This window comes from Sphingomonas phyllosphaerae (assembly GCF_036946485.1).
Classification (GTDB): Bacteria; Pseudomonadota; Alphaproteobacteria; order Sphingomonadales; family Sphingomonadaceae; genus Sphingomonas; species Sphingomonas phyllosphaerae_E.
This window is the reverse complement of sequence record NZ_JAQIJA010000006.1, coordinates 533,158-552,219: the sequence shown is the minus strand read 5'-3', so window position 1 is coordinate 552,219 and position 19,062 is coordinate 533,158. Positions and strand designations below refer to the sequence as shown.

The 19,062-nt window shown below is 68.5% G+C and carries 15 protein-coding genes; 7 read left to right on the top strand and 8 right to left on the bottom strand.

Going from position 1 to position 19,062, the window contains the following annotated elements; genetic code table 11:
• Positions 1–237 precede the first annotated feature (237 nt).
• The 5 genes from rpsI to PGN16_RS18295 form a co-directional block, all read right to left on the bottom strand.
• Positions 238–786: a 30S ribosomal protein S9 gene (gene rpsI, locus PGN16_RS18315; protein ID WP_335310791.1), complete on the bottom strand. Its 549-nt coding sequence runs from the start codon at positions 784–786 to the stop codon at positions 238–240.
• Complete coding sequence (gene rplM / locus PGN16_RS18310; protein WP_335310790.1) at positions 786–1,265, bottom strand: 50S ribosomal protein L13; 480 nt, start codon at positions 1,263–1,265, stop codon at positions 786–788. Before rplM ends, rpsI begins: the two co-directional genes overlap by 1 nt.
• 131 nt (positions 1,266–1,396) lie before the next feature.
• A complete protein-coding gene (locus PGN16_RS18305; RefSeq protein ID WP_335310789.1) occupies positions 1,397–2,173 on the bottom strand; it encodes a hypothetical protein in 777 nt (258 codons plus the stop codon).
• The gene (locus PGN16_RS18300) at positions 2,170–3,210 is read right to left on the bottom strand and encodes a COX15/CtaA family protein (protein WP_335310788.1); all 1,041 of its coding nucleotides are present in this window, start codon (positions 3,208–3,210) and stop codon (positions 2,170–2,172) included. Before PGN16_RS18300 ends, PGN16_RS18305 begins: the two co-directional genes overlap by 4 nt.
• Positions 3,211–3,404: 194 nt before the next feature.
• Positions 3,405–5,453 carry an NAD(+) synthase gene (locus tag PGN16_RS18295; RefSeq protein WP_335310787.1) on the bottom strand — a complete coding sequence of 683 codons (2,049 nt, stop codon included), beginning with the start codon at positions 5,451–5,453 and terminating at the stop codon, positions 3,405–3,407.
• 74 nt (positions 5,454–5,527) lie between these two features.
• On the opposite strand from PGN16_RS18295, the gene PGN16_RS18290 reads away from it, so the two are divergent.
• The 3 genes from PGN16_RS18290 (at position 5,528) to PGN16_RS18280 (ending at position 10,038) form a co-directional block, all read left to right on the top strand.
• A complete protein-coding gene (locus PGN16_RS18290) occupies positions 5,528–8,401 on the top strand; it encodes a hybrid sensor histidine kinase/response regulator (RefSeq protein WP_335310786.1) in 2,874 nt (957 codons plus the stop codon).
• Positions 8,402–8,489: 88 nt separating this feature from the next.
• The gene (locus PGN16_RS18285; protein WP_335310785.1) at positions 8,490–9,299 is read left to right on the top strand and encodes an RcnB family protein; all 810 of its coding nucleotides are present in this window, start codon (positions 8,490–8,492) and stop codon (positions 9,297–9,299) included.
• A gap of 46 nt (positions 9,300–9,345) precedes the next feature.
• Positions 9,346–10,038: a prolyl hydroxylase family protein gene (locus PGN16_RS18280; protein ID WP_335310784.1), complete on the top strand. Its 693-nt coding sequence runs from the start codon at positions 9,346–9,348 to the stop codon at positions 10,036–10,038.
• 194 nt (positions 10,039–10,232) lie between these two features.
• On the opposite strand, the gene PGN16_RS18275 is transcribed toward PGN16_RS18280, so the two are convergent.
• On the bottom strand, positions 10,233–11,756 hold the full coding sequence (locus tag PGN16_RS18275) for a fumarate hydratase (protein WP_335310783.1): 1,524 nt from the start codon (positions 11,754–11,756) through the stop codon (positions 10,233–10,235).
• 330 nt (positions 11,757–12,086) lie between these two features.
• On the opposite strand from PGN16_RS18275, the gene PGN16_RS18270 reads away from it, so the two are divergent.
• From PGN16_RS18270 to PGN16_RS18255, 4 genes are all read left to right on the top strand, one after another.
• On the top strand, positions 12,087–13,991 hold the full coding sequence (locus PGN16_RS18270; protein WP_335310782.1) for a ribonucleoside-diphosphate reductase subunit alpha: 1,905 nt from the start codon (positions 12,087–12,089) through the stop codon (positions 13,989–13,991).
• 326 nt (positions 13,992–14,317) lie between these two features.
• Entirely contained in the window at positions 14,318–15,478 is a 1,161-nt protein-coding gene (locus PGN16_RS18265; RefSeq protein ID WP_335310984.1) for an MBL fold metallo-hydrolase, read from the top strand.
• A gap of 220 nt (positions 15,479–15,698) precedes the next feature.
• Entirely contained in the window at positions 15,699–16,733 is a 1,035-nt protein-coding gene (gene dinB / locus PGN16_RS18260; RefSeq protein ID WP_443019690.1) for a DNA polymerase IV, read from the top strand.
• An 11-nt stretch (positions 16,734–16,744) separates the two neighbouring features.
• Positions 16,745–17,554, top strand: coding sequence for a shikimate 5-dehydrogenase (locus tag PGN16_RS18255; RefSeq protein ID WP_335310780.1), 810 nt, complete (start codon positions 16,745–16,747; stop codon positions 17,552–17,554).
• 102 nt (positions 17,555–17,656) lie between these two features.
• On the opposite strand, the gene PGN16_RS18250 is transcribed toward PGN16_RS18255, so the two are convergent.
• Complete coding sequence (locus tag PGN16_RS18250) at positions 17,657–18,574, bottom strand: ROK family protein (RefSeq protein ID WP_335310779.1); 918 nt, start codon at positions 18,572–18,574, stop codon at positions 17,657–17,659.
• Complete coding sequence (locus tag PGN16_RS18245) at positions 18,575–19,018, bottom strand: MarR family winged helix-turn-helix transcriptional regulator (protein ID WP_335310778.1); 444 nt, start codon at positions 19,016–19,018, stop codon at positions 18,575–18,577.
• Positions 19,019–19,062 lie beyond the last annotated feature (44 nt).

The following is a 19,062-nucleotide window of genomic DNA, read 5'->3' as shown; positions in this document are numbered from 1 at the left end:
TTCATGTCCCCCTCCCCCGAGAAGTTCGTTAAGTGGCAGATTCCGTAGCGGCAGGATGCATCGCTTGCGACCGTCACGATACGCCTGTCGCTTCATGACAGTACCGAAACGGAACAGTAGACGGGGGTCGGGGATCATCGGCTCGGGACAAGCAAAAAGGCGGCCCGTTGCCGGACCGCCTCTTCGTACCATCGACCAATTCCCGGACTGCTTCGGCAATCCGGGGTTGTCCGCGGCTTAGCGCTTCGAGAACTGGAAGCTACGACGTGCCTTGGCGCGACCGTACTTCTTACGCTCGACGACGCGCGGATCGCGGGTCAGGAACCCGGCCGCCTTGACGGGCGCGCGCAGCGCCGGCTCGTAGCGGGTGATCGCCTGGCTGATGCCGTGCTTCACCGCGCCGGCCTGACCCGACAGACCACCGCCCTTGACGGTGCAGATCACGTCATACTGACCTTCGCGCTCGGTGATCCCGAACACCTGGTTGATGACGAGGCGCAGCGTCGGGCGCGCGAAATAGACTTCCTGGTCACGACCGTTGATCGTGATCTTGCCCGAGCCCGGCTTCAGCCAGACACGCGCAACGGCGTCCTTACGACGGCCGGTCGCATAGGCGCGGCCGTACTTGTCGATCTCCTGCGCGCGCAGCGGCGCGCGCTGCACCGGCTCCTGCACGTCGCCGGCCAGATACGCCTCGGCGGTGGTGTCGGCCTGCTCGACCGCGGTCTCGCGCTGCTGCTGGAGCGCCGCACCCAGATCGGAAAGGGACTGGCGGTTGTCGGACATTATGCGCCCACCTTGTTCTTGCGGCTCATGGCCGCGATATCGAGGACTTCCGGGTTCTGCGCCTCATGCGGGTGCTCCGAACCCTTGAAGATGCGCAGGTTGCGCATCTGCTGACGGCCCAGCGGACCGCGCGGGATCATGCGCTCGACGGCCTTTTCCAGCACGCGCTCGGGAAACTTGCCCTCCAGCACCTTGGCGGGCGTGATGCCCTTGATGCCGCCGGCATAGCCGGTGTGCTTGTAATAGACCTTGTCGGTCAGCTTGTTGCCGGTGAACCGCACCTTGTCCGCGTTGATGACGATGACATTGTCACCGCAATCGACGTGCGGGGTGAAGCTGGTCTTGTGCTTGCCGCGCAGCACGTTGGCGATCACCACCGCCGCCCGACCGACCACGAGGTCGGTGGCGTCGACGATGTGCCACTTCTTTTCCACCTCGTGCGGCTTGGCCGCCTTGGTGGTCTTCATCAGCGCCTTCATGGTGCCTGGTGACCTTCATTTCGCGTCGAAAGAGAAAAAACGCGCCACCCCGCCGGGTGCACGCGTCGATGGCGGCGCAATGCCGCGCGCGACCGATCCTGTCAAGGTTTCCGCGGGTTTGCTGACGGGTATTATAATACCGGAGGGCTGAGCCTGATCGTCGTAATGTCGCGATCGAGATGCCCTTCGCCGCCGATGCGCGATCCGATCGTCTGCTCCTCACGCTGCTCCGTCACCAATCCGCTGGTACGATCGATCGTGCGGCGGCGCGACAGCACGACGGCCGTGCTGCCATCGTCTGCCTTCGCTTGGACGGTCACCCCGATCAGCCTGCCGTCGCGGCGAACCGTCTCCGTCCCCCGCATCGGCGCTGCCAGCGGCACCGCTCCCACCGACGGGAGCGTCACCGCGCGCGTACCCGCCGATCGCTCCGCTTCCTCTGGCGCGAGAATGGTCGACAGCACGCCCGCCACCACCTGCACGCGCTGCGCGGTTGTCGCGGCGTCATGGACACGCCACAGGGTCAGTCGCACGTCGTCTCTGGTCGCCGCCGCTCCGATCGCAGCCCGTAACCGCGCCCAGATCGCGTCGAGGTCGCGTACCTTCAGAAGGTGCCCGCGCCGATCCAGCTCCACCTCGACCGGTCGGTCGCCCATCGCCGTGGCCAGCATCGCGTACTTGCTGTCGGCGTGGCTGTCGCTCGTGCCGACCAGCGTAATCCGGGCCAGATAGCCCGCGCCCCCACGCATGAAGACGATGTGCCGCTCGCTTTCGAAGCGGCGTCCTCCGTCGAGATTACTGTGATGCTCCTGCGTGCGCACCAACCGATATGGCGCGTCCAGCACAGGCGCGAACCGTGCCTCCGCCACACCGCTCGACAGCAGCACGGCGATCGCCAGTACCTTCACGCGCGGCGGCGGCTGACCGCGTGCGCGGCGACGACGGTGGCGATCAGCAGCAGCGCGGCATTGGCCTGATGTGCGACTGCAACGACGATCTCAACCCCCGACAGCAGGGTGGCGATGCCGAGCGCGATCTGGACGACGACCAGCAGCGCCACCGCTCCCGCCGCGCGATCCGCCCGCATCGTTCGCGCCCGGTACGCCAGCCACACCAGCGCCCCCGCCGCGACGAACGCGATCCAGCGGTGAAGGAACTGCACGACGATCGGGTTGTCGATCGCATTGGTCCATGCCGGGGTCAGCATCGGCACGTTCGCCGGAAACCAGGCATCCCCCATCAGCGGCCAGCTCGAAAAGGCATAGCCCGCGTCGAGCCCGGCGGTCAGCGCGCCGAGGATGATCTGCACCGCCAGCGCCGCGATTGCCAGCGCCGGCCCGAACCGCAACGCCGCCGGGCGCGCGAGCGGATTGGCGGCGAGCGCGCTCAGGTCGCGCGCGGTCCAGACGATCCCCCCTAGGATGAACAGCGCCGTCCCGAGATGCGTCGCCAGCCGCAGGTGGCTGACGTCGGTGCGCACCGACAGACCGGAGGCGACCATCCACCAGCCGATCGCGCCCTGCAATCCGCCGAGCGCCAGCAACGCGCTCAGCCGCCAGCCATAGCCGCGCGGGATTTGCCGCTTCACCGCGAACCACACCAGCGGCAGCGCGAACGCCAGCCCGATCACGCGCCCGAGCAGCCGGTGGAGATACTCCCAGAAGAAGATCGCCTTGAACCCGTCCAGCGTCATGCCGCGGTTCAGTTGCTGATATTCGGGGATGCGCTGGTAATTGGCGAACTCGGCCTGCCACTGCGCCTGCGTGAGCGGCGGGACGACACCGCTGATCGGCTTCCATTGCGTGATCGACAGCCCGGATTCGGTCAGGCGCGTGATCCCGCCGACCACGACCATCGCCACGATCAACGCCGCGACCCAATAGAGCCAGCGCGCGAGCGCCGCCGGACGCGTGGACAGCGAGAAACCCGGGCTTGCCTGTAGCATGGCGCCTTCTACGCCCCGCTTGTAAGGAAGGGAAGCCTGCGGACGGTTCGACGCATCACCGCCGCGATCCTCCCCCCGTCGCCCCGGACTTGATCCGGGGCCCCGCTTCTTTTGTGCACTTAGGGAAGAGTAAGCGGGATCCCGGATCAAGGTTCTCCTGAGCTTGTCGAAGGGTCCGGGATGACGGAGATCGATTACCCGTCGATCCCCGGCCCGTTCGCCTTCAGCTCGGCCAGCCACGCCGCCGCGGTGCCGTCCGACGGCGCGCGCCAGTCGCCGCGCGGCGACAGCGCCCCGCCCGCCGACACCTTAGGCCCGTTGGGGATCGCCGAGCGCTTGAACTGGCTGGTCTGGAAGAAGCGGATCAGGAACCGCTCCAGCCAATGCGTTATCGTCGCCAGATCGTAGGCGGTGCGCGCGCTTTCGGGATAGCCGAGCGGCCAGCGCCCGGCCGCCGCATCGTGCCATGCATGCCAGGCGAGGAACGCGACCTTCGACGGCGCGAGGCCGTGGCGGATCAGATAATGCGCGAAGAAGTCGTTGAGCGCATAGGGGCCGATCTTGCTTTCGGTGCTCTGCAATTCCTCGCCGGGCACCAGCTCCGGGCTGATCTCCTGCCCGAGGATCGCTTCGAGCACCGCATCGGTTTCGCGGTCATATTGATCGGTGCCGATCGCCCAGCGGATCAGGAACTGGATCAGCGTCTTCGGAACACCGGCATTAACCGCATAATGGCTCATCTGGTCGCCGACGCCATAGGTGCACCAGCCGAGCGCCAGCTCCGACAGGTCGCCGGTGCCGACCACCAGCCCGTCGCGCTGGTTGGCGATGCGGAACAGGTAATCGGTGCGCAGCCCGGCCTGCACATTCTCGAACGTCACGTCATAGACCGGCTCGCCGCGTCCGAACGGATGCCCCATGTCCTCCAGCATCCGCGTCGCGGCCGGGCGGATGTCGATCTCCTCGGCGGTGATGCCCAGCGCGCGCATCAGCTTCCAGGCATTGCCCTTCGTCCCCTCGCTGGTCGCGAAGCCGGGCATGGTGATGCCGAGGATGTCGCTGCGGGGGCGGCCCAGCCGGTCGAGCGCCTTGGCCGCGACGATCAGCGCGTGCGTGCTGTCGAGCCCGCCCGAGACGCCGATCACCAGCCGCTGCGCCCGCGCCGCGACCAGCCGCTTGGCGATCCCCTCGACCTGGATGTTGAAGGCCTCGTAGCAATCCTCGTCGAGCTTGTCGGGCGTGTTGGGCACGAACGGGAAGCGGCGGATCTCGCGCTTCAGCCCGATGTCGACGAAGTCGGGCCGGTGGCGGAAACCGATGCGACGGAAACGCGTCTCGGGATGACCGCCGAAGGCCGCGGCATCGTTGAAGGTGCCGTTGCGCAACCGCTCCTGAACCAGCCGCTCGGTATCCACGTCCGCAATCGTCAGACCCGGTTCGTGCGCGAAGCGGTCGGAGGTCGCCAGCAACTCGCCCAGTTCGTGGACGCTCCCCTGCCCGTCCCACGCCAGATCGGTCGTACTCTCGCCCGGCCCGGCCGCCGAATAGACATAGGCGCACATCGCACGCGCCGATTGCGACGCCGACAGCATCATCCGCTCGCGCGACTTGCCGATCACGACGTTCGATGCCGACAGATTGGCGCAGATCAGCGCCCCGGCCAAAGCCCCGATCGTCGAAGGTGGGGTCGGCGACCAGTAATCCTCGCAGATCTCGGCATGGACCACGAAGTTCGGCAGATCGTCGGCGGCGAAGATCAGGTCGGCGCCGAACGGCACCTCCTCGCCATCGATCGCGATCGTCAGCCCGGTCAGCCCCGCCCCGCTCGCGAACCAGCGCTTCTCGTAATATTCGCGGTAATTGGGCAGGAAGGTCTTGGGCACCACCCCCAGCACGCGCCCGCGCGCGATCGCCAGCGCGCAATTGTACAGACGCCCGCCACGCTCCAGCGCCGCGCCGACCAGCAGCACCGGGCGCAGTTCGGCGCTCGCCGCCGTCACCGCCGCGATCGCCTCGCGCGTCGCGCGCTGCAATGCGGATTGCAGGTGCAGGTCGTCGATCGCATAGCTGCTCAGGTTCAACTCGGGATAAACGACCAGATCGACCCCCGCGTCATGGGCGGTGCGCGCAATCCCGATCGCGGCCTCCGCATTGCCGGCGGGGTCGCCCACCGTGGCGAGCGGGGTGGCGGCGGCGACGCGCACCATGCCGTGGCGATGCAGCGAGCGGAAAGCTGGGTTCATGCCCCGCCAGATACCGGGCGAAGGCCGGTTTTGCCAACTGTTCGCGGTGCGCAGCCTAAGCTACATTAGTCAGGATGACGCCTTTTCTTCCCAGCGAGGACAGCGCCCGCCAACCCTTTGAGCGTGGCGGAGAAATCGGAAAACTGCTCCGCGGGACCGATTGGTCGGGCACGTCGCTGGGGCCGATCGACCGCTGGCCGATCCCGCTGCGTGCCGCGCTCGAGTTGCTATTGCCGGCGGGCGCGCAGATCTTGCTGTTCTGGGGGCCGGAGCGCCGCGTCTTCTACAACGATGCCTATGCCGCGCTGCTCCACGAGCGGCACCCCGCCGCGCTCGGCCAGCCCGCCGATCGCCGCTGGCACCGCGCATGGGACGAGGTCGCGCCGATGGTCGATCAGGTCTTCGCGACCGCGCAGACGCTGACCATCGGCAACCGTCGCTTCGACATCCTGTCCGAAGGACGGCCGGTGACGCTGCATTTCGACATGTCGCTGTCCGCGGTGATGCTGGACGACGACACCGTCGGCGGGGTGCTGGGAGTCGTCTCCGACGTCACCGAGCGGACGCGCACCGTGGAGACCGCGACGCGCGAGCGCGCTCGGCTCCGCCAGATGTTCGACCAGGCGCCCGGCTTCATGGCGGTGCTGCGCGGCCCCGAATATATGATCGAGCTGGCCAATGCGACCTACCAGCGGATGACTGGCGGTCGCACGCTGATCGGGCGGCGCTATGCCGATGCCTTGCCGGAAGTCGCCGCGGCCGGCTTCCTCAAGCGGCTCGACGACGTTCGCCGGACCGGTGAGCCGTTCCGCGCCGTCGACATGCCGGTCCGCCTGCCGACCGCCGCGCCGGGCGTGCTGCGCGACTTCTGGATCGACTTCATCTGCCAGCCGATCACCGACGAGCACGGCGAGGTGACCGCGATCTTCATCGAGGGGATCGACCGCACCGACCGGCACCGCGCGCGCGAGGCGCTGGCGCGCGGGCGTGCCTCGCTCGAACAGGCGACCGAGGCGGGGGAGATCGCGACCTGGGATTACGATTTCCGGCACGACCGCTTCAGTTGCTCGCCGCTCGGGATGTCGCTCTACGGGCTGCCGCCCGACAGCCGGCCGATGTCGCGCGCGGCGTTCCGGTCGCTGGTCGAACCCGACGATCTGCCGATCTTGCAGGAAGCGTTTCCCCGGGTGGTGGATCCCGCGATCCGCGCAGCGTTCGACGTCGAATATCGCGTCGCGCAGAAACGGATCGGCGGCGTCCGATGGGTATCGGTGCGCGGACGCGGCATCTTCGATGGCGAGGTATGCGTGCGGGTGGTCGGCACGATCATCGACATCACCGCGCGCAAATTGCAGGCCGAGGCGTGGCGCGAGAGCGAGGCACGGTTCCGCACGCTTGCCGACAGCCTGCCCGCGCTGGTGTGGATGACCGATCCGCACGGCCACGTCACCTTCGCCAACCGCGGGTTCGAGGCGATCCTCGGCGTCGCACCGGAGACGGTGGGCGAGCACGGCTGGACCGACCTGCTTCATCCCGACCGTCGCGCCGCGGCGTTGACCGCACGCGCCGGCTGGTTCGCCGCCCCACGTGCGTTGAGCGGCGAACATCCGCTGCTGAGGCGCGACGGCGCGACGCGCTGGATGCATATCGAGGCGCGCCCACGCTTCCTCGGTGCCGCATTCCAGGGCTACACCGCCTGCGCGATCGACGTGACCGACGCCCATCTTGCCGGCGAGCGGCTGGAAGCGCGCGTCGCCGAGCGCACCGCCGAGCTGACCGAGCAGATCGCCGAACGCGAACGCGTGGAGGAAACGCTCCACCAGATGCAGCGACTGGAAGCGATCGGGCAGCTCACCTCGGGCGTCGCGCACGATTTCAACAATCTGCTGACCGTGATCCTCGGCAACGTCGACTCGCTCGTCGCGGCGGGCAAGCGCGGGCTGCTCGACCCGCGGCTGGAACCGCGGCTCGATCATGTGCGCATCGCGGCGGAGCGCGGCGCGGCGCTGACCGCGCAATTGCTCGCCTTCTCGCGACGGCAGCGGCTGGAGGCGAAGGTCGTCGACCTGAACCAGACCGTGACCAGATTGCTCGATTTGCTCGGCAGCACGCTGGGCCGCGAGATCACGATCGAGACGCATACCCCGTCCGGCATCTGGCCCGCCTTCGTCGATCCGACGCAGATGGAGCTGATCATCCTCAATCTGGCGATCAATGCGCGCGATGCGATGCCGGATGGCGGCGCGCTGATGCTGTCGGTCGACAACGCGACGCTCGGCAGCCCCGAACGCGCCGAGGACCCGCCGCCCGGCGACTATGTCCGCGTCGCGGTCACCGACACCGGCGTCGGCATGACCGACGCGGTGCTCGCCCGCGCGTTCGAGCCGTTCTTCACCACCAAGGAAGTCGGCAAGGGCTCGGGGCTCGGGCTCGCGCAGGTGTTCGGCTTCGCCAAGCAGTCAGGCGGCGGGGTGCGGATCGACAGCACGCCGGGGCGCGGCACGACCGTCAGCGTGTTCGTACCGCGTGCCGCCGGTCCCGCGGCCTCCGTATCCGATGCCCCGACGCCCGCCCCCGCAGAGTCGCTCGATGGCGCGACGGTGATGGTGCTCGACGACGACGATCGCGTGCGACAGGTCGCCGTCGAGGCGCTGCGCGAGGTCGGCTGCCGCGTGGTCGAGGCAGCGGATGGCGAGTCGGCGCTGGAGGCGTTGCTCCACGAACCCGCGATCCGGCTGGTGGTCACCGACATCGCGATGCCCGGCATGACCGGAATCCAGTTCGCGCGGCGTGTGCAGGAGCTGCATCGCGGCGTGGAGGTGTTGTTCGTGACCGGCCACGCCGATCCGACGGACATGGCGGGGGTCCGTCAGGATCGATTGATCCGCAAGCCCTATCCGCGCCGCCTGCTGCTGGAGCGCGTGCGGGCGATCCTCGCCGAGGCGTGACACCGGCTTTCAATCGGCTGCACGACCGGTTCAGTTCTGGTTGTCGCACGCCGTGGCAGGCAGGCGGGACGATGGTGGGAGGGTGGTGATGTTGAAGGCGATGGTGGCGGGCTTGTTGTCGATGACGGCGCTGGTGCCGCCGGCGCTGGCGCAGGACGGGCGATCGATGGACCGTGGCCAATGGCGACGCGAGCGTGCCGAACGCCCGACGCCGCCGCCCGAACCGGCGGTGCGCCCGGCACCGGCGGCCGAAGTGGCCCGCCCGCCCGAACCCGCGCCGCGCCGCCGCGCGTGGCAAGGCACACCCGAGCGCCGCGACCCGGCCCGCTGGCAGCGGGACGGCGAACGGAACGACCGGCGCGCCGCGGGCTTGCCGCGCCCGCCCGCACCGAACGGCGACTGGCGCAGCGAACGCGCCGCCGACGCGCGCGACGACTGGCAGCGCGATCGCGTTCTGCAGGACCGCCGTGACGCGGCGCGGCGTGCGCCCGATCGAGACTGGAGCGCGGAACCGGGCCGTCGCCGCTACGATCGCCGGGACGGGCCGACGCCGCCCGCCGCGGTATGGCGATCGGAGCGCGACGGGCGCTGGGACCGCGCATGGCGGCGCGAGCCGCGCTACGACTGGAGCCGCTATCGCGACGAGCGTCGCTCGGCCTTCCGCCTGCCGCGCTATTACGCGCCTTATGGCTGGAATGGTGGCTATCGCCGCTTCGGGATCGGAATGCCGCTGGCGCCGATGCTCTACACGCCGCGCTACTGGATCTACGATCCTTACGCTTACCGGCTGCCCGACGCCGAGGAGCCGTATCGCTGGGTGCGCTATTACGACGATGCGCTGCTCGTCGATATCGAGGACGGCACGGTCGTCGACGTGATCCACGGCATCTTCGATTGATCGCGATGGCTTGAAAGTCGCGGGGTGGCGCGACACACCGGCGGCCATGTCGCTTACCACCACCCCGCCCGGCCACCCCTCCGCCGTCCGCGCCCGGCAGGGCGCGGCGGTGGCGGCGCGGCTCGACGCCGATCCGCGGATGCAGCGCCTGCCCAGCGACACGGTCGCGGCATGGCGCTGCCCCGATTTCCTTGACGCCGCCAATTGCGACTGGCTGGTGCAGGTGATCGACGGCAACCGCCGCCCCTCGACGCTGTTCAGCGACCGCGGCGGACCGGCCAGCCGCACCAGCGACAGCTGCGACATGGATCGCAACGCCGACGGCATCCGCCAGATCGACCAATATATCGCCGCCTCGCTCGGCATCGCGCCCGAATATGGCGAGACCATGCAGGGGCAGCGCTATGCGCCCGGCCAGCTGTTCCGCGCGCACCACGATTATTTCCACGAGGCCGAAAGTTACTGGCCGGCGATGCGGGAGAATGGCGGGCAGCGCACCTTCACCGCGATGATCTACCTCAACGATGTCGAGGAAGGCGGCGCAACCTGGTTCCCCAAGGGCGGCCTGCGCGTCGCGCCGCGCAAGGGGATGCTGCTGGCGTGGAACAACATGAACCCCGACGGCAGCCCGAACACCGCGACGCTGCACGAGGGCATGGCGGTGCTGGAGGGCACCAAATACATCATCACCAAATGGTTCCGCGAGGAGCCGTGGGGCCGGAAGCCGCGTGTGATGTAAGTCCCTCCGTCATTGCGAGCGTAGCGAAGCAATCCAGGGCGTCCTGGTCCGACACTGGATTGCTTCGCTACGCTCGCAATGACGAGCCCCCGTCGTCCCGGACTTGGATCCGGGACCCCGCTTCTTCTCTCCCACGAGACGGCAGAAAGCGGGATCCCGGATCACGCAAAGAGAGGCAAGCGAGCCGGTCTCGCTTACGCCCCGACCAGCAACCGCTCGCGCGCGATCTTCTCGCGCCACACCAACGGCGCGAGCTGGTGGACGTTGTTGCCCTCGGCATCCACCGCCACCGTCACCGGGAAGTCGGACACCTCGAACTCGTAGATCGCCTCCATTCCAAGGTCCTCGAACCCGACGACCTTGCTGCCCTTGATCGCGCGCGCGACCAGATACGCCGCGCCGCCGACCGCCATCAGATAGGCGCTCTTCGCCTCGCGGATCGCGTCGGTCGCCGCCGGGCCGCGCTCGGCCTTGCCGACCATCGCCAGCAGGCCCTGATCGAGCATCATCCGCGTGAACTTGTCCATGCGCGTCGCGGTGGTCGGACCCGCCGGTCCCACCACTTCCTCGCCGACCGGATCGACCGGGCCGACGTAATAGATCACGCGCCCCTTGAACTCGACCGGCAGCTCCTCGCCCTTCGCGAGCATGTCGGCGATGCGCTTGTGCGCGGCGTCGCGCCCGGTCAGCATCTTGCCGCTCAGCAGCAGCCGGTCGCCCTGCTTCCACGACTGCACCACCTCCGGCGTCAACGTGTCGAGATCGACGCGGATCGCGGCCTTGTCGGGGGTCCAGTTGACGTCGGGCCATTCGGCGAGCTTCGGCGCTTCCAGGAACGCCGGCCCCGAACCGTCGAGCGTGAAGTGGGCGTGGCGGGTCGCGGCGCAGTTCGGGATCATCGCCACCGGCTTGCCCGCGGCATGGCACGGCGCGTCCTTGATCTTGACGTCGAGGATCGTCGACAGCCCGCCCAGCCCCTGCGCACCGATGCCGAGCGCATTGACCTTGTCGAAAATCTCGATCCGCAGCGCCTCGATGTCGTTGCGCGGCCCACGGGCCTTGAGCGGCCCCATGTCGATCGGCTCCATCAGCGCCTGCTTGGCGAGCAGCACGCAATGTTCGGCGGTGCCGCCGATCCCGATCCCGAGCATCCCCGGCGGGCACCAGCCCGCCCCCATCTGCGGCAGCATCTCGACCACCCAGTCGACGATCGAGTCGCTGGGGTTCATCATCTTGAACTTCGACTTGTTCTCGCTGCCACCGCCCTTGGCCGCGACATCGACCGACACCGTATTGCCCAGCACCATCTCGACGTGCAGCACGCACGGCGTGTTGTCGCGGGTGTTGCGGCGCGTGAACGCCGGATCGGCGAGCACCGAGGCGCGCAGCTTGTTCTCCGGATGAAGATAGGCGCGGCGCACCCCCTCGTCGACGACCTCCTGCATCGAGCGGCTGTTGTCGTCGAGCCGGCAGTCCATGCCCCATTTCACGAAGACGTTGACGATCCCGGTGTCCTGACAGATCGGGCGATGCCCCTCCGCGCACATCCGGCTGTTGGTCAGGATCTGCGCGATCGCGTCCTTGGCGGCGGGCGATTGCTCGACCTCGTAGGCGGTGCCCAACGCGCGGATATAATCCATCGGGTGATAGTAACTGATGAACTGGAGCGCGTCGGCGACGCTCTCGATCAGGTCGGCGGTACGGATCACGGTCGTCATGGCGACGCTCTATAAGCGCGGTCGCGCCGGGGCAACAGCGCCGCGAGTCGCTCACCCGTGCGCCCAACATGGTGAAAAAAAATTTGTCGGCTTGCGCTTTTGGAAAGCCGCGGAAGTCCGCGCGTCGCCGCCGATCGGGCCGCCGGCGGACCTTTTAAGGCTCTTGCCCGCGACGCGCATCTGCCACAATCTGTAGAGGTAGAGGCCGGGCACCGGCGCTATTGGTGGTAAGGTGGCGGGTGACGCCCCACATCGATGGCGCGGCCGGCCGGGGGGTTACGAATAGCCGATCCGCACGGATCGCACCACTGACAGGCGGGACGCGAGAGCATGAACTTCACGACCACGGACGCCGAGGCGATGAGCGCAGACACGATCGAGGCGACCGCCACCGAGCAGGCGATCGCCAAGCATGGCGCGCGCACTGCGCCCTATCCGCTCGACGTCGACCACAGCCGCGACGCGCTGCTGACCGATTTCGGCAAGGAGACGCTCAAGGACCGCTATCTGCTGCCGGGCGAAAGCTATCAGGACCTGTTCGTCCGCGTCGCCAGCGCCTATGCCGACGATCAGGCGCACGCGCAGCGGCTGTACGATTACATCTCGAAGCTGTGGTTCATGCCGGCCACCCCGGTCCTCTCGAACGGCGGCACCGGGCGCGGGCTGCCGATCTCCTGCTATCTCAATTCGGTCCCCGACAGCCTCGACGGCATCGTCAAGACGTGGAACGAGAACGTCTGGCTCGCGTCGCGTGGCGGCGGGATCGGCACTTATTGGGGCAACGTCCGCGGGATCGGCGAGCCGGTCGGGCTCAACGGCAAGACCAGCGGGATCATCCCGTTCGTCCGCGTCATGGATTCGCTGACGCTCGCGATCTCGCAGGGCTCGCTGCGCCGCGGCTCGGCGGCCTGCTATCTCGACATCTCGCACCCGGAGATCGAGGAATTCCTCGAAATCCGCAAACCCTCGGGCGACTTCAACCGCAAGGCGCTCAACCTCCACCACGGCGTGCTGATCCCCGACGCCTTCATGGAGGCGGTGCGCGACGGCGCCGAATGGCAGCTCAAGTCGCCCAAGGACGGTTCGGTCCGCGCGACCGTCGACGCGCGCGCGCTGTTCCAGAAGCTGGTCGAGACCCGCCTCGCCACCGGCGAGCCGTACATCGTCTTCGCCGACCATGTGAACTCGACGATGCCCAAGCACCACCGCGAGCTGGGGCTCAAGGTCTCGACCTCGAACCTGTGCAGCGAGATCACGCTGCCGACCGGCACCGACCATCTCGGCAACGACCGGACCGCGGTCTGCTGCCTGTCGTCGCTGAACCTCGAAGCCTGGGACCAGTGGAAGGACGAGAAGGGCTTCGTCGAGGACGTGATGCGCTTCCTCGACAACGTCCTGCAGGATTACATCGACCGCCACGAACCCGGCATGGAGCGCGCGGCCTATAGCGCGGCGCGCGAACGCTCCGTGGGTCTTGGCGTGATGGGCTTCCACTCGTTCCTGCAGGCGCGCGGGCTGCCGTTCGAGGGCGCGATGGCCAAGAGCTGGAACCTGCGCATCTTCAAGCAGATCAACGCGCAGGTGAACGAGGCGTCGATGGTGCTTGCGCATGAGCGTGGGCCGTGCCCCGATGCCGCCGACGTCGGCGCGATGGAGCGCTTCAGCTGCAAGATGGCGATCGCGCCGACCGCGTCGATCTCGATCATCTGCGGCGGCACCAGCGCGTGCATCGAGCCGATCCCGGCCAACATCTACACGCACAAGACGCTGTCGGGCAGCTTCGCGGTCAAGAACCCGTATCTGGAGAAGCTGCTCAGCGAGAAGAGCAAGAACGCCGATTCGGTGTGGAACTCGATCCTCGAGCACGGCGGGTCGGTGCAGCACCTCGACTTCCTCAGCCAGGAGGAAAAGGACTGCTACAAGACCTCGTTCGAGATCGACCAGCGCTGGCTGCTCGAACTCGCCGGCGACCGCACGCCGTACATCGATCAGGCGCAGTCGCTGAACCTGTTCATCCCGGCCGACGTCGAGAAGTGGGACCTGCTGATGCTCCACTTCCGCGCGTGGGAGCTGGGGATCAAGTCGCTCTATTATCTCCGCTCCAAGTCGGTGCAGCGCGCCGGCTTCGCGGGCTCGGAGGGATCGGGCGGGGTCGAGGCCGACAATACGATCGACACGCCGAAATTCTCGATCGGCGAAACGACCGACTATGACGAGTGTCTGGCCTGCCAGTAAATCTTCCGGGGCTCCGGACCTGATCCGGGGCCCCGCTTCTTTCGCAATCGCCGTAAAAGCGGGAACCCGGATCAAGTCCGGGATGACGAGAAGCGGCGGATGGCCGGTGAATGTCGAGCCGTCCTGGAAGAGGCAGCCGCGTAACCCCCTCCGTCATTGCGAGCGAAGCGAGGCAATCCAGGGCGTCCTGGTCCAACCCTGAATTGCGTCGCTGCGCTCGCAATGACGCCCCCCTGCCCCGTTCGCAACGGGATCGAAATTCGCCCGCGATCATTCCGCCACCTCACCTCTCGCGGAAGGAACGGCGCGTGTCGGTCGTCAGCAAGATCGTCAGGACCGTCCTTGCCGCGCTGCTGCTGCTCGTCATCGCGATCTGCCTAGCGATGACAATCGTCCCGCGCTTCCTCGACCGTATCTACTACGACGGCCCGACGTCGGATCACTACGACGGCGCGCGCTTCTTCAACCCCGATGGCGACGACACGATGGCGCCTCCGGCCGGCGGCAGCCGCGGCGGGTTCCTCTGGCGACAACTGACCGGCAGCGACGACCGCCCCGCCTGGCCGGACACCGTCGAGGTGACCGCCGCCCGGCCGCCCGCGCGCGTCGACGGCCCGCGGATGCTCGTGACATGGATCGGCCACGCCACCGTGCTGATCCAGACGCAGGGACTCAACATCCTCACCGATCCGGTGTGGGGTGCGCGCGCCGGTCCGTTCGGTCTCGGCCCACGCCGCGTCGCTACGCCCGGCATCCGTTTCGAGGACCTGCCGCGCATCGACCTCGTGCTGGTCAGCCACAACCATTACGACCATCTCGAGAAGGCGACGCTCCGGCGGCTCTGGCAGCGCGACCGGCCGATGATCGTCACCAGCCTAGGCAACGACAGCGTCATCGCGCAGACCGGCGCGCGCGCCACCGCGCTCGACTGGCGCGGCGCGGTGGAGGTCCGCCCCGGCATCCGTGTCGCGGTCACCCGCAACCATCACTGGGGCAGCCGCTGGTTCGCCGACCGCAATCGCGCGCTCTGGTCGAGCTTCGTCGTGCAACTCCCCACGGGCGGCAATCTGTTCTTCGCGGGCGACACCGGCTTCGGCGACGGCCAATGGCCCGCGGAGGCCGCCGCGCTCGGCCCGGTCCGTCTCGCGCTGCTGCCGATCGGCGCGTTCCGCTTCGTTCCCGGGCAGATGGTGTCGGGCGCTCACATCGGCCCCGCGCACGCAGCGCTGGTGTTCGAGCGGCTGCGCGCCGCACGCGCGCTGGCGATCCACTGGGGCACGTTCCGGCTGTCCTATGAGGCGCGCGACACGCCGCCGCGAATGCTTCAGGCCGCGATGAAGTGCCTCGACCGCACCGGCTTCGACGCGGTCGCGATCGGGCGCACGGTCGAGGTGCCGCCCGCGACCACGTTGCCGCCGCCGACCAGGACCAACCCCGCCGCGATGCTCGCCTGCCTCGACACGCCTGCGGTGCGCGCGCTGCGTTAGGGCAGCGCATGCCTATTCCATATCGTTCGTGCTGAGCCTGTCGGAGCGCGTGCGCCCGGGAACACCCCCCTCGACCGGCTCAGGGCGAACGGCGGTAATTCGACCACTTTCCCCAGCCACATACCCGCTTTGTTCCGCAAAACGCTGGCGGGCCGTGCCACCCGCTGCTACAACGCGCCCCATCACCGTGGCCGACCCTCGCAAGATCATCCACATCGACATGGACGCCTTCTATGCGTCGGTCGAGCAGCGCGACGCACCGGAACTACGCGGGAAACCGGTGGCGGTCGGCGGCAATCGCGCGCGCGGCGTGGTGGCGGCGGCCAGCTATGAGGCGCGTGTCTTCGGGGTGCGCTCGGCGATGCCGTCGGTGGTGGCGGCGCGGCGCTGCCCCGATCTGGTGTTCGTGCCGCCGCGCTTCGACGTCTATCGCGCGGTCAGCCGGCAGATCCACGCGATCTTCGCGGATTACGCCGATGCGATCGAGCCCTTGTCGCTTGACGAAGCCTATCTCGACGTCAGCGAGGACCGCCGCGCGCTCGGCTCGGCCAGCGCGATCGCCGCCGAGATCCGCGCGCGGATCAAGGCCGACACCGGGCTCACCGCCTCGGCGGGGGTCAGCTACAACAAGTTCATCGCCAAGCTCGCCTCGGATCAGAACAAGCCCGACGGCCTGTGCGTGATCCCGCCCGCCAAAGGCGCGGCATTCGTCGCCACGTTGCCGGTCAAGCGCTTCCACGGCATCGGCCCGGTCACCGCCGAGAAGATGGCGCGGCTCGGCATCCACACCGGCGCCGACCTGCGCGATCGCCCGATCGAATTCCTGCGCGCGCATTTCGGCAGCCACGCCGATTATCTCCACGGCGCGGCGCGCGGCATCGACGACCGTCCGGTGCGCGCCGAGCGGCAGGCCAAGTCGGTCGGCGCCGAGCGCACCTTCGACACCAACCTCACCGACCCGGCCGAGATCGACGCCGCGCTGGAGACGGTCGCCGCCGCCGCCTGGACGCGCGTCGCGCGCGCCGACGTGCGCGGGCGCACCGCGACGCTCAAGCTGCGCCGCGCCAATTTCACGACGCTCACCCGCGCGCGTTCGGTGAGCGGCACCATCGATACGCAACGACAATTGCTCGATCTCGGCCGCGGGCTGATCGCGCCGCTGCTCCCGGCGCCGGGCGGAATCAGGCTGCTCGGGTTGACGCTGTCGGGCATCCTGCGCGACGAGGAACTGGTGCAGCCCGCCCTTCCCCTTTGAAACGCAAGGATATGCCGATGAAGCCGCCGATCGGCCCCGCCACCCGCCTGTGCATGTCGCTCGCCGCGCGCCCCGGCACCTTCGGGTCGCGCTTCCACAACCATCTCTATGACGCGCTCGGGCTTGACTATGTCTACAAGGCGTTCACCACCGACGATCTGGCCGGCGCGATCACCGGCATCCGCGCGCTCGGCATCCGCGGCTGCGCGGTGTCGATGCCGTTCAAGGAAGCGGTCATCCCGATGCTCGACGGCCTGCGCGACAGCGCTGCGGCGATCGACAGCGTCAACACGATCGTCAACACCGATGGCGAATTGCTCGGCTACAACAGCGATTACAGCGCGGTGCGCGACTTGATCGCCGACCTGCCCCGCGTGTCGTTCGTGCTGCGTGGCAGCGGCGGGATGGGTAAGGCGGTCGCGACCGCTTTGGTCGACGCCGGCTTCCCCGACGGCACGATCGTCGCGCGCAACGAGGCAGCCGGGCGCGCGCTCGCCGAGCGGCTCGGCTGCCGCTGGCAGGCAGAGGCGACCGGCGACGCGCCGCTGCTCGTCAACGTCACTCCGCTTGGCATGACCGGCGCGGATCACGACGCGCTCGCCTTCACGCCGGATCAAATCGCCGCCGCGCAGATCGTCATCGACGCGGTGGCCAAGCCGGTCGAAACTCCACTGCTCCGTGCAGCCAAAGCGGCGGGCAAGACGGTCGTCACCGGCGCGCAGATCGCGACGCTGCAGGCGCTAGAACAATTTGTCCTCTACACCGGCGTGCGCCCGACCGACGAACAGGTCGCCGCGGCGGAAGCCCATGCGCTGAGCTAAACCCCGTCGCCCCGGCCTTGAGCCGGGGCCCCGCTTCTTCTTCTACGGTGGGCAAGAAGCGGGGCCCCGGATCAAGTCCGGGGCGACGAACTCAAATGACGATTACGAAACCAGCACCTTGATCCCGGTCCGATCCTCCAGCGCCTGCGCGCCGAGCACCACCGCGCCCAGCGGCCCGGCATTGCCGCCCAGCGCGGCGGGGACGATGAACGTGTCCATGTCCGCCACCGCCGGCAGCGCGACATAGCCGTTCAGGCTCGCCGCCGTCGCCGCGCGCAGCCGCGGCAGCAGCCACGGATTGCCGACCATCACGCCCCCGCCCAGCACGATCCGCCGCGGCACGCCGGTCAGCGTCAGCGTCGCGAACAGCGACGACAACGCGCCGACCACCGTCTCCCACGCCGAATGGTCGTGCGGCAGATCTTCGCCCTTGATGCCCGTCCGCGCCGCGATCGCCGGTCCGGCGGCGAGCCCCTCGACGCACGCACCGTGATAGGGGCACGACCCCGCCCAATCGTCGCCCGGCAGCCGCACGGGACGGATATGACCGAACTCGCTGTGCGTCAGCCCGTCGACGGGCCGGCCGTGCGCGATCATCCCCGCGCCGACGCCGGTCCCGACCGTGACATAGGCGAGATCGCCCAGCCCCTGCCCGGCGCCCCAGCGCGCCTCGCTCATCGCCGCGCCGACCACGTCGCTGTGGAAGCCGACCGGCACGTCGTAGCGCGCCGCCAGCCGCCGGGCGATGTCGGTCCCCGCCCAGTGCGGCTTGGGGGTGGAGGTGATCTTGCCGTAATCGGGCGATTGCGGATCGATCGAGACGGGTCCGAAGCTGGCGATGCCGATCGCCGCGACGCCGCGCCACTTGTCCATCGCCGCCTCCAGCGCGGGCAGCGTCTCTTCGGGCCGGGTGGTCGGAACGCGCACTTCCTCCAGGATCGCGTCGGGGCCGTTGGAGAGCACCGCGATGCACTTCGTGCCGCCCAGTTCCACGCCCGCGATCAACGGCAGCTGCGCCATTCAGTCTTCCTCCTCGGCCGCGGCGTCGATCCGCCGCAGCATGTCCGTGAACTGCGCCAGTTCGTCCGCGTCGAAGCGCCCGAAGATCCGGCGCTCCAATGCGACGGCCTGCGGCGCGACCTGCGCGTACAGCGCTTCGCCCTCCGGGCTCAAGCGCAGATGGTGCGATCGCCGGTCGGTGGCATTGGGGGTCCGCGTCAGCAACCCGCGTTCGGTGAGCGCGATCGCGGCGCGGCTCACCGTCACCTTGTCCATCCGGCTGCGCTCGCCCAGCTGCGCCTGCGTGACCGGCGCATATTCGGCGATCAGCGTCACCAGCCGCCATTCGGGCACCGTCAGCCCGAACGCCGCCTCATACGCCCCTGCGATCCGGCCGCTGACACGATTGGACGTGACCGACAGCAGGTAGGGGAGGAATTGTTCGAGGTGAAGGCGTTCTACCATGGGACACCTGCGGAAAGGCGAGAAGGAGGGGGCCGGAACCAGAA